Source organism: Mycobacterium paraintracellulare (genome assembly GCF_000276825.1).
GTDB lineage: Bacteria > Actinomycetota > Actinomycetes > Mycobacteriales > Mycobacteriaceae > Mycobacterium > Mycobacterium intracellulare.
The window spans coordinates 4,313,107-4,326,950 of sequence record NC_016948.1 but is presented as its reverse complement, the minus strand read 5'-3'; the positions used below and the strand labels follow the sequence as shown (position 1 = coordinate 4,326,950).

General features: G+C 64.3%; 11 protein-coding genes. 7 read left to right on the top strand and 4 right to left on the bottom strand.

What is annotated here, in order from left to right; genetic code table 11:
* Window positions 1-19: 19 nt before the first annotated feature.
* Window positions 20-928, top strand: coding sequence for an SDR family oxidoreductase (locus tag OCQ_RS19990; protein WP_014385632.1), 909 nt, complete (start codon window positions 20-22; stop codon window positions 926-928).
* On the opposite strand, the gene OCQ_RS19985 is transcribed toward OCQ_RS19990, so the two are convergent.
* A complete protein-coding gene (locus OCQ_RS19985) occupies window positions 919-1,890 on the bottom strand; it encodes a GlxA family transcriptional regulator (protein WP_009956601.1) in 972 nt (323 codons plus the stop codon). The genes OCQ_RS19990 and OCQ_RS19985 overlap by 10 nt on opposite strands.
* 275 nt (window positions 1,891-2,165) lie before the next feature.
* On the opposite strand from OCQ_RS19985, the gene OCQ_RS19980 reads away from it, so the two are divergent.
* Complete coding sequence (locus tag OCQ_RS19980) at window positions 2,166-4,955, top strand: helix-turn-helix transcriptional regulator (protein ID WP_080588077.1); 2,790 nt, start codon at window positions 2,166-2,168, stop codon at window positions 4,953-4,955.
* Between the two features lie 24 nt (window positions 4,956-4,979).
* Here the strand turns inward: OCQ_RS19980 and OCQ_RS19975 are convergent, their stop codons facing one another.
* The 3 genes from OCQ_RS19975 to OCQ_RS19965 form a co-directional block, all read right to left on the bottom strand.
* On the bottom strand, window positions 4,980-6,533 hold the full coding sequence (locus tag OCQ_RS19975; protein WP_014385628.1) for a GMC family oxidoreductase: 1,554 nt from the start codon (window positions 6,531-6,533) through the stop codon (window positions 4,980-4,982).
* Between the two features lie 217 nt (window positions 6,534-6,750).
* Window positions 6,751-7,470 carry a nitroreductase family protein gene (locus OCQ_RS19970; protein ID WP_014712220.1) on the bottom strand — a complete coding sequence of 240 codons (720 nt, stop codon included), beginning with the start codon at window positions 7,468-7,470 and terminating at the stop codon, window positions 6,751-6,753.
* Window positions 7,457-8,863, bottom strand: a complete 1,407-nt coding sequence (locus OCQ_RS19965; RefSeq protein ID WP_014380901.1) for an FAD-dependent oxidoreductase — start codon at window positions 8,861-8,863, stop codon at window positions 7,457-7,459. The genes OCQ_RS19970 and OCQ_RS19965 overlap by 14 nt, the downstream gene beginning before the upstream one ends.
* An 815-nt stretch (window positions 8,864-9,678) precedes the next feature.
* Here OCQ_RS19965 and OCQ_RS19955 point away from each other — a divergent pair.
* The 5 genes from OCQ_RS19955 to OCQ_RS19935 all read left to right on the top strand — a co-directional run bounded on the left by OCQ_RS19955 (window position 9,679) and on the right by OCQ_RS19935 (window position 13,833).
* A complete protein-coding gene (locus tag OCQ_RS19955) occupies window positions 9,679-10,602 on the top strand; it encodes a helix-turn-helix domain-containing protein (RefSeq protein ID WP_014385625.1) in 924 nt (307 codons plus the stop codon).
* Between the two features lie 395 nt (window positions 10,603-10,997).
* Window positions 10,998-11,501: a Dps family protein gene (locus tag OCQ_RS19950; RefSeq protein ID WP_014380898.1), complete on the top strand. Its 504-nt coding sequence runs from the start codon at window positions 10,998-11,000 to the stop codon at window positions 11,499-11,501.
* 36 nt (window positions 11,502-11,537) lie between these two features.
* Window positions 11,538-12,194, top strand: a complete 657-nt coding sequence (locus OCQ_RS19945) for a UbiX family flavin prenyltransferase (RefSeq protein ID WP_014385624.1) — start codon at window positions 11,538-11,540, stop codon at window positions 12,192-12,194.
* Window positions 12,195-12,204: 10 nt separating this feature from the next.
* Complete coding sequence (locus tag OCQ_RS26255) at window positions 12,205-12,603, top strand: UbiD family decarboxylase domain-containing protein (RefSeq protein WP_080588039.1); 399 nt, start codon at window positions 12,205-12,207, stop codon at window positions 12,601-12,603.
* A protein-coding gene (locus tag OCQ_RS19935; protein ID WP_139826619.1) for an IS3 family transposase occupies window positions 12,539-13,833 on the top strand; the annotation gives its coding sequence in 2 pieces (ribosomal slippage) (window positions 12,539-12,812 and window positions 12,812-13,833; 1,296 coding nt in all). Before OCQ_RS26255 ends, OCQ_RS19935 begins: the two co-directional genes overlap by 65 nt.
* Window positions 13,834-13,844: the final 11 nt, after the last annotated feature.

The window sequence follows — 13,844 nt, the reverse complement described above, 5'->3', positions numbered from 1 at the left end:
GGCTAGTCAAGCTTTCCATATGGGTCGCGACGTCATCGTGGTCACCGGTGCATCAAGCGGGTTCGGCCGCCTCAGCGCGGAAGCGCTGGCGTTAGCCGGCCACAGGGTTTATGCGTCGATGCGGGACACGGACGGCCGCAACGCGTCTCAGGTTGAGGCGATCGGCTACTTCGCGAAGGACAATGGCGTCGAGCTGCGGGCTGTGGAAATGGACGTGCAGTCGCAGACTTCGGTGGATGCCGCGATTGAAAGGATCTTCGAGGCCAACGGGCGGATCGACGTGGTGGTTCACAACGCGGGACAGATGGTGTTCGGCCCGGCCGAGGCGTTTCAACCGCAACAGTTGGCAGAGCTCTATGACGTGAACGTGCTGAGCACGCAGCGCGTCAACCGCGTGATCCTGCCGCACATGCGACGGCAACGGCAAGGCCTCCTGGTGTGGGTATCGAGCAGCAGTGCGGCCGGCGGCACGCCACCCTATCTCGCCCCCTACTTTGCGGCGAAGGCCGCGATGGATGCGTTGGCCGTGGCTTACGCCCGGGAGCTCGCGCGGTGGGGCATCGAGACGACCATCATCGTTCCCGGCGCGTTCACCAGCGGCACCAACCACTTCGCACGTGCCGGCTCACCCGCTGATGAGGCGGTGGTCGACGAGTATGAGGGCGGACCGTACGCGGGGTTCGCCGCCCGCATTCGTGAGGCCGTTGCAGCGATCGTGCCTCCGGATGCCGATGCATCCACAGTGGCCGAAGCCGTCGTCAACGTGGTGCAAGAACCCTTTGGGCAGCGTCCTTTTCGGGTCCATATCGACCCTGCCGATGATGGCGCGGAGGTCGGCTTCGCCGTGCTCGACAGGCTCAGGGCCGAGATGCTCCACCGCATCGGGATGCACGACCTGTTGCAGCCGGCCCGGTTGTTTCAGTCGTAGGAGGTGCGGAAACGATCCCGATAGGCGCTGGGGGTGATGCCCAGGCGGCTGAGAAAAACCCGCCTGAGTGTTTCTGTGCTCCCAAAGCCCGCTACCCGTGCGGTCTCGGCAACGGTCCGGCCGGCTTCGAGTGCGGCACGAGCGAAATCGACGCGAACCAACTCGACATAACGTGCCGGCGTCAAACCCAACTCGGACTGAAACAGTCTGGACAATTGGCGCGTACTCAAAGATGCCTGAGCCGCAAGCTTTTTCACGCTGTGGTCGGCACCTGGATCCGCGTTGACGGCATCGGTAACCGCCCTGAGTGGAGAATCCGGCGGAGGGTCGGCCTCCACCATGACGGAGAATTGCGATTGTCCGCCAGCGCGTTTGAGATATACCACCAACGACCGGGCGACCTTACGGACCAACTCGGCTCCATAATCCGCCTCCACCAACGTCAACGCGAGATCAATGCCCGACGACACTCCCGCCGAGGTGAATACATCTCCGTCGCGGACAAAGATCGCATCCGGTTCGACGCTCACCTCGGGGAAGATGCGGGCCAACCGCCCGGTATGCCGCCAGTGCGTGGTCGCCCGCTTGCCGTTGAGCAGGCCCGCCTGCGCCAGGATGAACGAACCCGTGCAAACGGATGCCAAGCGCCGGGTCCGGCCCGGGACGGTCTTGAGTGCTTCGATGAGAGCGGGATCGATCGGCCGCCCGATCAGCGTGTCACCGCCCGCGACCATGACGGTGTCGACGGATTCGAGGGCCGAGAGGGGACACGTCACAGCGAATCGGGTGCCGATCGACGTGGTCACATCGCGTCCGTCTACCGATGCGATTTCGAGCGAATAGCGTGCGCCGAACCGATTGGCTTCGGCGAACACCTCGGCGGGACCCGCAACGTCCAACAGTTTCACGCCGTCGAAGACGACGATCACCACCACACGAGTTGTTGCGTTGGCCTCCGCCATACGCCCATCGTGTCGCGCCGGCGACGACGAGTACAAGCCGGAGGATGTCACAACGTGTGGATCGGCGACACGAACGGCGATCACCTGAGAAACGCTGCCGGATAAGTGGCGGCGTGCGCGACGCTGGACTCACACTGCGACAAAGAAATTCACCGGGCGCGGAACCTGGGGGCTCAAGCTCTTGTCAGCGCGTGACATCATCGTGAACGACGCCTGGCGCCCGAACAGCATCCTTTGGCCAGCGGGTGGCTGACCACGCGACTATTCTCGACACCGTGGACCCGGTGTCGCCGCCACGGAATGGTGGTGGCCTGATAGGCCGGCACGCGGAATGTGTTGCGCTGGAACAGCTTCTCACCCGCGTACGCGCCGGTGAGAGTCGTGTTCTGGTACTTCATGGAGAGCCGGGTGTCGGCAAGACGGCCTTGCTGGACTACGTCGGTGAACGGGCCGCCGGCTGTCGCGTCATCCGTGCCAGCGGGGTCGAGTCGGAGATGGAGCTGGCCTACGCCGCGGTGCACCAGTTGTGCGCGGCGATGCTCGATCGTCTCGACTATCTGCCGGTGCCGCAACGCGACGCTTTGAGCACGGCATTGGGTCAAACGATAGGTCCCGCACCGGACCGCCTTCTCGTCGGGTTGGCGGTGTTGAACATGTTCTCCAGCATGGCTGAGGTCGAGCCGCTCGTTTGTTTGGTCGACGATCTGCAGTGGCTCGACCAGGCCTCGTCGCAGACGCTCGTATTTGTCGCCCGGCGGTTGGCCGCTGAATCTGTGGGTTTGGTCCTCACGACGCGGGTTGTGAACCCCGAGCTGAAAAAGCTCCCGACGCTGGAGGTCAACGGGCTCACGGAAACGGACGCGCGAGCTTTATTGGAGACGGTTTTGGCCACGCCGCTGGATGCGCGGGTGCGCGACCAGATCATCGCCGAGACTCGCGGCAATCCACTGGCGCTGCTCGAATTGCCCCGTAGTCTCGCGGGGCGAGAACTGGCCGGCGGGTTCGGGTTACCAGGGGCGCCGCGGCTGTCAGCGGCGATGGAGCAAAGTTTCCGCCGCGGGGTGGAGGCCTTGCCCGATCAGAGCCGTCGATTGTTGGTGTTGGCGGCGGCGGAGCCGCTCGGCGACCCGGGGCTGCTGTGGCGCGCCGCCGCACGTTTGGAGATCCGTGCGCAGGCCGCCACCCCGGCGATCGAGGCGGGCTTGGCGGAATTCGGTGCGCGGGTGCGTTTCCGCCATCCGCTGGCACGCTCAGCCGCCTACCGGGCGGCCCCGTTGCACATCAGACAGCAGGTACACGCCGCGCTGGCCGAGGTGACCGACCCGGACTCCGATCCTGACCGGCGCGCATGGCATCGCGCACATGCTGCGCCAGGTCCGGACGAGGACGTCGCCGCCGAGTTGGAGCGTTCGGCAGGGCGGGCGCGGGCCCGTGGCGGCATGGCGGCCGCGGCCGCCTTTCACGAGCGGGCGACGATGTTGACCCTCGATCCGGCCCTTCGCGTCGAGCGCGCTCTGGTTGCCGCGGCATCGAAAGCCGACGCCGGCGCGTTCGACTCGACGCTGGATCTGCTTGCCATGGCCGAGCGCGGACCGCTCAGCGAACTGCAGCATGCTCGGGCGGACCTCATTCGTGCCCAGTTGGCATACGCCACGAACCGGGGCGGCGATGCTCCGCTCCTGCTGCTTCGGGCGGCGCGGCGCCTCGAGCCGATTGACGCCAGACTGGCCCGGGAGACGTACCTCGACGCGATTTCCGCCGCTGAGTTCGCAGGCCGTCTCGCCAGTCCGGGGGGTCACGTACTCGAGGTAGCAAGGGCTGCGACCGCGGCCCCCCGATCGGCGGAGCTGCCACGCGCTCCCGATCTCGTGCTTAACGGGCTGGCGGCGAATTTCATCGAGGGGTATTCGGCCGCGGTGCCATACCTGCGTGCGGCGCTGGACGCCACGGGAACCGGTATGTCGGTTGATGACGAGCTTCGCTGGATGTGGCTGACTAGCCAAGCGGCACTGCACCTTTGGGATGACGCACACTGGGACAGGCTCTCGCAACGTTACCTCACGTTGGCACGTAAGACGGGCGCGATGAACGCGCTTCCGCTCGCCCTGAGCACACGGGCGATGTTGCTGACGTTCGTTGGCGATCTGACGGCTGTGAGCGTGCTGGTCGAAGAGCAGCACACGGTGACAGAGGCCACGGGAAGCAACCTCGCGCCGTACGCCGCCATGACCCTGGCCTCGATCCGCGGCCATCAAGCAGACGCGGAGGCGCTCATCTCGCGGACCGTTGCAGAAGCCCCTCAACGGGGAGAAGGCATCTCGATCGCCGTGGCCGAGTGGACGAAAGCCCTGCTTCATAACGGCCTCGGCAACTACGCGGAAGCACTGGCGGCCGCCCGCCGCGGGCTCGAGCAACAGGAGTATCCCAGCCTTCGTTACCCGGGGGTGGCCAACTGGGCCGCGGCAGAGTTTGTCGAGGCCGCCGTGCGAAGCGGAATGCGCGAAGAGGCAACCCAAGCGATGGAGTGGATCACCGAGATGACCAGCGCTTCCCGCACCGGATGGGCGCTCGGTGTGGAGACGCGCTGCCGTGCGCTGCTGGCCGACGGTGAGGCCGCCGAGCTGCTGTACCGAGAGTCGATCGCACACTACGGGCACAGTCGTGTCCGTGCCGAGCTCGCCCGCACGCATCTGCTCTACGGTGAATGGCTGCGGCGGGGGCGCCGGCGCACGGAGGCGCGGACGCAGCTGCGTATCGCGCACGAAATGCTCGACGCGATGGGGATGGAGGCATTCGCTGAACGGGCCCGACGTGAGCTGCAGGCCACCGGTGAGACCGCACGAAAGCGCACTGCCGGTGTCGACGGTGAAAAGCTGACGGCGCAGGAAACTCAGGTCGCGCGGCTGGCTCGGGACGGCTTGTCGAATCCGGAGATCGGCGCCCGGTTGTTCATCAGCCCCAGAACCGTCCAGTACCACCTTCGCAAGGTGTTCACCAAGCTCGATATCAGCTCGCGCAGTCAACTTGACCGGGTCTTGCCGACAGATCGTCCAGGTTCAGGGTGACAAACAGATGCCCAAGCGCCGGCGTCAGAGTCCGTGCGCCGTTTTGAGGATGTCGCTGGCGCGCTCACCGATGACGACACAGGGCGCCATGGTGTTGCCGGTGGTGATCCGAGGCATGATTGAGGCGTCTGCAATCCGAAGCCCTTCTATGCCATGAACTTTGAGGTTCGAGTCGACCACAGACATGCTGTCGCGTCCCATCTTCGCCGTGCAGCTTTGGTGGAAATAGCATTCGGCCCCATAGCGGATGAACTGTTCGAGCTCGGCACGTGTGAGATCGCCCGGCATGACCTCGCGCTTGTTGAAACGCCGAAGTACTGTCGAGTTGCCGATCTCACGGGCGAGATCCACGCAGGCGATGGCGGCCGCGAGGTCGTCGTGGTGTGCCAGCATGTTGTCTTCGACCGACACCGGGTCGCATGGCCTTGCTCCGGTAATCCGGACTCGGCCAGAGCTTTTCGGGCGCAGCACCCCGGCGCACGCCGTCCACCCGTGCTCGGGCAGGCCATAAGCGGCAGCGTTCGCGCTGCTGGACAACGGAACTTCGCCGAAGCAGATCTGCAGGTCGGGTGCCTCCAGGTTCTGGTCGCTCTTCCAGAACACCCCGGCGCCCCCGGCGTTGTTCCGTGGCTCGAGTGGCTCGCGGAATTCCCACACGCAGTCGATCCGTGGATGGCTCTGATAGTTTCTGCCGACGCCCGGAAGATGCGCCACGACGGGAATTCCGAAGCGCCGCAGCTCGTCAGCGTCGCCGATACCGGAGTGCATGAGGACTTTTGGCGTGTTGATGGCCCCAAGCGAGACAACTACCTCGTGTGCCGCGACGACCTGGTGCGTCCGATCGTTGTGCGAGAACTCGACCGCCGTAGCCCGGTTTCGGCCGACGACCAACCGAGTCACCGTCGCACCGGTGAGGACTGTCATGTTCGGGCGGTGCAGGTGCGGATGAACGTAGGAGCGATACACGGACTGCCGCAGCCCGTTTCGCAATGTCACGTCCAAGAGCGCTGCGCCGCCGCCGCGGTCCATCATGGCGCCGTTGTTGCTCGGATAGCTCGGGATCCCCAGCGAGCGAGCAGCCTCGACGATGGCCGGAGCGATCGGATTGGGGTCGGGCGGGGACGTCACGGACATGGGGCCCCCGGTGCCGCGGGCGGAGACTGCCGGCCCGTGCCAATCCTCAATGCGACGGTAGATGTCAAGCACCGATTCATAGCCCCAGGCTTCGTCACCCGCCTGGGTTGCGAAGTAGTCCCAGTCGCTTCGATGTCCCCGAGCCCACACCATCACGTTGATGCTCGACCCCCCGCCGAGCACCTTCCCCATCGACAGCAGCACCGATCTGCCCTTGAGATGGGCGCTCGGCTGCGAGACGAAACACCAGTCACGCTCGCTACCCAAGTTCAGCGGCCACTGCGTGGGATCGTGGACTGCCGAAACATCATCGGTTTCACCGGCCTCGAGCAAAAGCACCGTAACGTCCGGATTCTCCGAAAGCCGACCGGCGACGACCGATCCAGAAGACCCTGACCCACAGATCACGAAGTCGTAGCGCGCGGCAACCTCGGGTGCCGGCATTGGTGTCGAAGTCATCTGACGCGGGCTTCGACGACGCTGAAATCCGTTGTAGTGTCGGCTTTCCGGACCATCCGGAACCCGGTTTGGCCGAGCAGCCGCTGATGCCCGTTCACAGGGCGTCCACGCGCGTCGTCGTGGCGTCGAGCGAAAATGCCCTTGTTTGAAGTGCTCACGCAATCTCCCCGATTTGATCGATGTGGAATGGAATCCTTGGCTCTCAACACCGGGAGTCGGGATTCACCTGCCGCAACCGATTGCCCAGGATTGGTTCGTCGCTACCGGGCCACAGTGGTCGCGGCACGTCGGTGCCGAAAGAAGCGCCCCAACGGTTACGAGATGAGACTTCGTGCACCGGGCGGCGATTGGCGGCAACGTCCCACCTGCCGAGTGGATACCCGAACGCCACCATGGCCGACATCGTCCACCCCTGCTCGATCGGCACCCCCAAGAGCTCATTCACCGCATCTGGGAAATAGCGAAGCAAAGTTGTCATGGCACCGCCGACGCCTTCGGCGCGGGCGGCCAGCAGCGCGCTCCAGATGGCGGGAAAGATGTTGGCACCGCCGTGGTCGTCGATCGCGAAAACAAAGAGCAATAGCGGTGTCTCGTCGAAATGATCGGCCAGGTAGTCGCCCGAGCGGATGACGCGACGCAGCGTGTCGGCGTGCGCGGTGGGATCCAGGCCGGGCGCGGGCGCGGCCATTGTCCCTGTCCTGAATTCTTCGTGCTCTTTCTCGCGGCCGCGGCGGTACAACTCACCCAGCGAGCGCTTGAGCGCGGGATCGTCGACCGCGAGGAAATGCCAGCGCTGGGTGTTGCCGCCGTTGGGCGCACGGATCGCCGCATCAAGTATGCGGGCCTGCGTGCCCAGGGGTATCGGGTCCGGCCGCATGCGGCGCATCGTTCTGGTCGTGTAGAGCGCTTCATAGATGTCCATTGACCTGTTCCTCTTTGCAGGGCTGGGCGCTGACGTGCGTTTTGTCCTTGGTCGCCCGCCTCGACTTCGTCATGACACGCAACACCATCGAGGGGCGCAGCAGGCGCGACGGACGGTCGACCATGCCAATCAGCCGCATGAATTGCTGGACGACGACGGGGTCGGTTTCCGCGGCTGCCATAACCCGACGGAGGTACGCGTTTGTTATTCGCATGGACAAAGGCCGCGGCCCCTGGATTTGAGGAAGCGTTAGGTCTGCCCCGACGGCGGCCTGCCAAGCGGTCCGGATCTCCCTGGCGGCCGCTCGGAAATACCGCCGCTGAAGGTCGCGGTCGCCGCGCTCAAGGCACGTGCGCAGGATGAGCGCCTCGACAGCGGCGATCGACATTCCTTGCCCGTAAACTGGATTGAAGCTGCACATGGCGTCGCCGATGACGATCAAACCCTGAGGCATCGCCGTCAACTTGTCGTATCGGCGCCACCGATTCGCTGGAAAGCGATGCTGACGCAGCGGTCCGAGTGGTTCGGCGCGACGCACGGCTTCAACGACATGCGCGGGCGCGACTTCTGCCAAGCGGGCCAGCAGCGAGTCGTGGTCGGAGGGCGGCTGGCCTCCCGCCATCATCTGCATTCCAACCATGTAGGTGTCGTTTTCGCCGGCGAACATTGCGAATCCCGTTGGCCGGCCGGGCAATGCGCCACTGACAGCCATGTATTCGCGCAACGTTCCAGGTGGCACGTGCAACAACGTGCTCGCGTAGGCGGCATGCACCATCAGCTCATCTTCGTGGGGGCGACGGTAGCCGAGATCGTCGAGGAATACCGGGGTCCGCGAACCGCGTCCTGTGGCGTCGACCACCAGATCGGCGGCCAAGATTCTTTCCGCACCTGAGTCACGCTGTGCGGTCACGACACCCGTAATCCGGTTACGGGCCGGAGTCGAAGTCAGTCTCACCGCATCGTGGCCAACGAGGAACTCGATATTGGGAATGTGGCGTGCTCTGCGTCCGATGCACCACTCGAGTAGGGGCCTATTGACGTAGTACTTGATCACCGTCTCGGGATCCGGGATGGTGCCGGATTGCAGAAATTTGTGCCCAGCGAACGACATCCAGATTCGCGATAGGTCACCGTCCTTCCACACTCGCGCTCCCATCGCCACCAACTCATCGAGGAGCCCGGGGAACAGCTCCTCCATGGTCTGCGTGGCGCGAACTTGGGGAATGTGCGGACTGGGGCCATGGGGCACTCCGCGGCGGGCCACTGGGCGTTCGGGCAGAACGTCTCGTTCCACCACGGTCACCGTGGTGTAGTAGTCAGCCAGAACACGGGCGGCCATCAGGCCGGCGATGCTTCCCCCCAGAACGACTGCGGTTTCGCCGAATTCAGGCACACTGAGTCTCCTTCTGATCCGTTTTTGTCGGCGGACGACGCGCGAGGACTAACAGCTGATTGCGAAGGCGGCCATCATCAGCAAGACCGTGGCGAGGCCGTGCAGGACAAGTTGTCGTAAAACGACATCCCGGCCAAGCGAGTCGTCCAATTCGGTCGACCGCGAATAATCCGGGATCACAAAGCGATAGCGCTCTGAGCCGAATCTCGTTCTCGTGCTTCGGTGTGTGTTCATGCCCATCTTCATCGACTGAGGCGGTCAGCCGAGCCCGCCGGGCCGAAGTCGTATTGAACGCAATGTGTGGGAGGCTTGACGAACATGGGAAGCTCGCCGAATGTTGCCGCCCACAACATGGCGCTTGCGAACACCAGCGATAGCGCGACAAAGCTGTGAAAGCATGCTTGCCCTGCAATGCTCGTCACGGACGGCAGGGGCAGGGGGCGGTGCTCCGGAAATCGAGCGTTCGGTCTCGCTTGAGACTTGGCCGATTTCTCCGCCGTGACCGTGGATGCCGCTTGGGCATCCAACCGATTGACATCCATCGTGTTCCTCCGCGTGTAAAACGAAACGTTCGGACGTGTCTACCGCGACAGGTGGGTGACTGGCGTGTCTGCGGCGCGTACCTTGTGCACGAGACACGCACCGATTTCGGGAATGTCGTGCGTAGCCGGACGATGTCGCTATCTGTGGGAAACGTGTCCCATCATCGGTGGCTGAAGGCCCGACACCGAGTCGAGACTTGTCTGTGTGATCTCGGATGACCGCGACCGGTCCGCGCGCGGCGTCCACACGGCGCCTGGGCAGGGCGTCCAAGCATGACTGGGCCCGCATTCGTCACGCCCGAAGATGTTTCTGAGTGCCTGGGCTTCAAGCCCGGACAACGCATCACAGGCTCCGGCGGTGTTCTTACCGCAGCGATCTGGCGGTTCGAAAACAAATCGGCATACGAATTGGTGGGTCCGGCCGTCGACACCACGGACCTTATCGCCATGCCCCTGAGCGGACATCACCACCACACGTACTTTGGTGACGGGCGCCGCAAATGGGGCCGCGAACATCCGGCTTTCCACATGAACGTTGTGGTCGCCGGCGAACAGCCAAGAGGAGTATTCAGCGCTGAGCGGCCATTTAGTTATCTGCATGTGTATGTGCCGCACGCGATGGTGGAAATGCTCGCGGTGGAAAGCGGCGCCGTCAAGGTGGCTCGGTCGGTCACGTTGATCGATCCAATGTGTTCCCGGGACCCCTTGGCAGAGAGCATATGCCGGCAGATTGTTCGCGAAATGACTCACCGGGACGGGTGTTCCCGGATGATGATTGACTCTCTCGGTCAACAACTCGTTGTTCGACTTATACGCCAGCACTCGAGTGTGTCGGGATCCCCGTCCTTAGCGAAGAAAAGCGGTCCAGGCTATCGGGATTGGCGCCTGCGGCGCGCAATCGACTACCTAGAGGCGCACCTCTCGGATGATGTCGGCCTGAACGAACTGGCGGCGGTGGTGGGCTTGTCGACGACACGCCTTTCAGGACTGTTCCTGGAGGGCACCGGAGAGCCGCCGCACCGGTGGCTGATGAATCGTCGGTTCATGCACGCCTGTGAGCTGCTGGGCAACCCGTCACTGAGCATCACCGATATCGCCCACCAATGCGGGTTCGCGAGTTCTCAGCATTTGGCGGCGGTGATGCGCCGGAGGCTCGCGACGACGCCGACCGCCTACCGCCGGGACTTGCTCGCGTGACGCGTGGGATTTCGACATGCCGGAGGCTGGCGACAGTGCGTGCGTCGAGCGCAATCACCGCGCGCGGCGTGTGCACAACGGCAGCGATTTGCACGGGACTTTCTCGCTTCGGCTGAACAAGGCGGCGCAGCAGAGCGCCCAGGCGTTTGTACGGCCATGGCGCTAATTGTGGGAAAGATGTCCCGTCTGATAAGTGGGCACAACCTTTCGGCAACGCATAGTGAACCGAAGGGTTCCGGAGCATGGGCCGTCGGACCCCTTATGGCGTGAAGATCGACGACCCCGCATGACTAGCCACCGGCGGATGCGACGGCCGTTCGGTTCGCCGCAGACTTGGATCCACGACGGAAGGATTGCCGTGGGTACCGCCACCCGGCCCCCATCTGAAGGGAAGCATGATGACGATCTCACTGTCCGCCAACCGGCGTAACGCCGCCGACGTACGGCCCTTTCGGGCCGCGGCGAGCCTGTTCGAAGACCTGCAGAGGGTCCTGGTCGACCTGATCGAACTGCACCTGCAAGGCAAACAGGCGCACTGGAACCTCGTCGGCACGAACTTCCGCGACCTGCACCTGCAACTTGACGCCATCGTGGACACCGCCCGCGAGGCCAGCGACACAATCGCCGAACGACTGCGCGCGTTGGACGCGGTCCCGGACGGCCGCTCGGACACGGTGGTGGCGACGACGACGGTTCCGGCTATCCCCCCGGGTCTGATCGGCGCCGCCGAAGCCGTTGACCTGATCACCACCCGCATCTACGCCGTCGTCGGCACCATCCGCGCCGTGCACGACGACGTCGACGCTGCTGACCCCGCGACCGCCGACCTATTGCACGCCATCATCGATGACCTCGAGAAAGAGGCGTGGCTGCTGAAGTCGGAAAACGTTACGCCGTAGCTGTTCTCGAGCGGCGATCCGTGAAAGGAGGAGGTCATGAGATTGGTGATTGCCATGACCGGAGCGACCGGTGCCGCTCTGGGCATCCGCCTACTGGAAACCCTCGGGCACTTGGGTGTCGAGACGCACCTGGTGTTGAGTGACTGGGCGCGGGCGACGATCAAGCTCGAGACCGATACCAGCGTCGAGGCGGTTCGGGCGTTGGCCTCACACGCGTACAGCGCACGCGACCTCGCCGCCGGCATCTCCAGTGGATCGTTCCGCACCGACGGCATGGTGGTCTGCCCGTGCAGCATGAAGACGTTGAGCGCCATCCGAATCGGCTTCAGCGACAACCTGATCACGCGCGCCGCCGACGTGACGCTCAAGGAACGACGCAGGCTGGTCCTGGTCGCGCGCGAGGCCCCGTTGAGTGAGATCCACTTGGAGAACATGCACTACCTGGCGCGAGCCGGAGCCGTGATCTTCCCACCGACGGTGGCGTACTACGCGCGGCCCACCTCGGTCGACGAAGTGACCGATTATGTGGTCGGCCGGGTCCTTGATCAGCTCGGCATCGAACACAGTCTGATCAAGCGCTGGAAGGACGATCAGCAACACCCAAACGGCGACTCAGCTCTAACGGAGGCCGACCGGTGGGCCACCCGGATCGAGCAGGAGTTGCGCCAGCCGCTGTGCGCCCCGATCGAGTGAGGAGACCGAAATGACCACGGGCACAAGCCTGCCGGAAACGACGAGTATCACCCAACCGGACGGGGCCGGTGCGGGACCCGACCTGCGTAGCTGGCTGGCAACACTGGAAGCGGCGGACCAGTTGCGTCGGGTCAGGGCCGCTGTCGACTGGGACCAGGAAATCGGTGCGATCACCCGCGCCAACCTGTCTCTGGGCGGCCCGGCTCTGCTGTTCGAAAACATTGTCGGCCATGAGAACACCAGGTGCACAAAGCTGTTGACGTCGGCACTGGGCAGCCGGCGCCAGGTCCAACTGAACCGTCCCGCGTTTGATGCGCACCTCTCTTCTTGGGAAGGTGCATGTCGTGGCGAGCAAGTACGACCCGGAGACCCGGGCCAGGGCTGTGCGTTTGGTGCTGGATCATCGTGATGACTATCCAAGCGAGTGGGCGGCGATCACTGCGGTGTCTCAGCGGCTGGGGATGACCGCCGAGACGCTGCGAAGTTGGATCCGTCGGCATCAGGTCGACGAGGGTGAGCGCGACGGTGTGTCCAGTGACGCTGCGGCGCAGATCCGCGCGCTCAAGCGCCGTAACGCCGAGCTGGAGCAGACCATCGAAATCCTCAAAGCGGCAACGAGTTTCTTCGTGCGGGAGAGCGACCCGCGCAACCGCCGCTGACAGCCACGGTCTGCGAGTTCATCGCCGAGAACAGGGACCGTTTCGGGGTCGCTCCGATCTGCCGCGTGCTCTCCGAGCACGGGATGCCGATCGCCCCGAGAACGTTTCACGCCTGGGCTACGCGGGCGCCCTCGAAACGGGCCCTGTGGGATGCCACGATCACGCAGATCCTGGCCGGCTGCTACGAGCCCGACGAGCAGGGCCGCCGCAAACCGGAGTCGCTGTACGGGTCGCTGAAGATGTGGGCCCATCTGCAGCGCGAGGGCATCCCGGTGGCCAAGTCCACGGTGGAACGGCTGATGCGTAAAAACGGCTGGCAGGGCGTGCGACGCTGCAAGAAGGTGCGCACCACGATCCCGGACCCGGCCGCGGTGCGGCCACCGGATCTGGTGGACCGCCAGTTCGCCGTGCCCGCTCCCAACCTGCTGCTCGTGGCTGACTTCACCTACGTGAAGTTGGTGACCGGGATCTTCGTCTATGTCGCGTTTGTCATCGACGCTTATGCCGGAGCCATCTTGGGGTGGGAGGCGTCGGCCTCCAAGCACACCCGCTTCGTCGAATCAGCCATCCGTCAGGCCGCCGCACTACGCCGCCGCCAGGGGCATCCGATCGACGGTGCGATCCACCACAGCGATGCCGGGTCGCAATATACGAGCGTGAGATTCGGTGAGACACTGAGTCTTTCGGGGATCCGACCGTCGGTCGGTAGTGTCGGTGACGCCTACGATAACGCGTTGGCCGAGACCACGATCGGGCTCTACAAAAACGAGTGCGTCCGAGCCGACTCCCCGTTCCGCCGCGGCAAGCTCAACACCGTGGGCGACGTCGAGTACATCACCGCCGACTACGTCGCCTGGTACAACCAGCAGCGCCTCATGCACCGCCTCGGACGCATCCCACCCGCCGAAGCCGAGACCCGCTACTATTCCCAACTCGTGACCGACCAATCGGCCGGCTCACAGAACCCCGAGGGTGCATGAAACTCGGGATG

What these genes read in the sequence shown, in the direction of transcription:
- OCQ_RS19990 (WP_014385632.1), top strand. Translation starts at nt 20, where the DNA reads ATGGGTCGCGACGTCATCGTGGTCACCGGTGCATCAAGCGGGTTCGGC.
- OCQ_RS19985 (WP_009956601.1), bottom strand. Translation starts at nt 1,890, where the DNA reads ATGGCGGAGGCCAACGCAACAACTCGTGTGGTGGTGATCGTCGTCTTC.
- OCQ_RS19975 (WP_014385628.1), bottom strand. Translation starts at nt 6,533, where the DNA reads ATGCCGGCACCCGAGGTTGCCGCGCGCTACGACTTCGTGATCTGTGGG.
- OCQ_RS19970 (WP_014712220.1), bottom strand. Translation starts at nt 7,470, where the DNA reads ATGGACATCTATGAAGCGCTCTACACGACCAGAACGATGCGCCGCATG.
- OCQ_RS19955 (WP_014385625.1), top strand. Translation starts at nt 9,679, where the DNA reads ATGACTGGGCCCGCATTCGTCACGCCCGAAGATGTTTCTGAGTGCCTG.
- OCQ_RS19950 (WP_014380898.1), top strand. Translation starts at nt 10,998, where the DNA reads ATGATGACGATCTCACTGTCCGCCAACCGGCGTAACGCCGCCGACGTA.
- OCQ_RS19945 (WP_014385624.1), top strand. Translation starts at nt 11,538, where the DNA reads ATGAGATTGGTGATTGCCATGACCGGAGCGACCGGTGCCGCTCTGGGC.
- OCQ_RS26255 (WP_080588039.1), top strand. Translation starts at nt 12,205, where the DNA reads ATGACCACGGGCACAAGCCTGCCGGAAACGACGAGTATCACCCAACCG.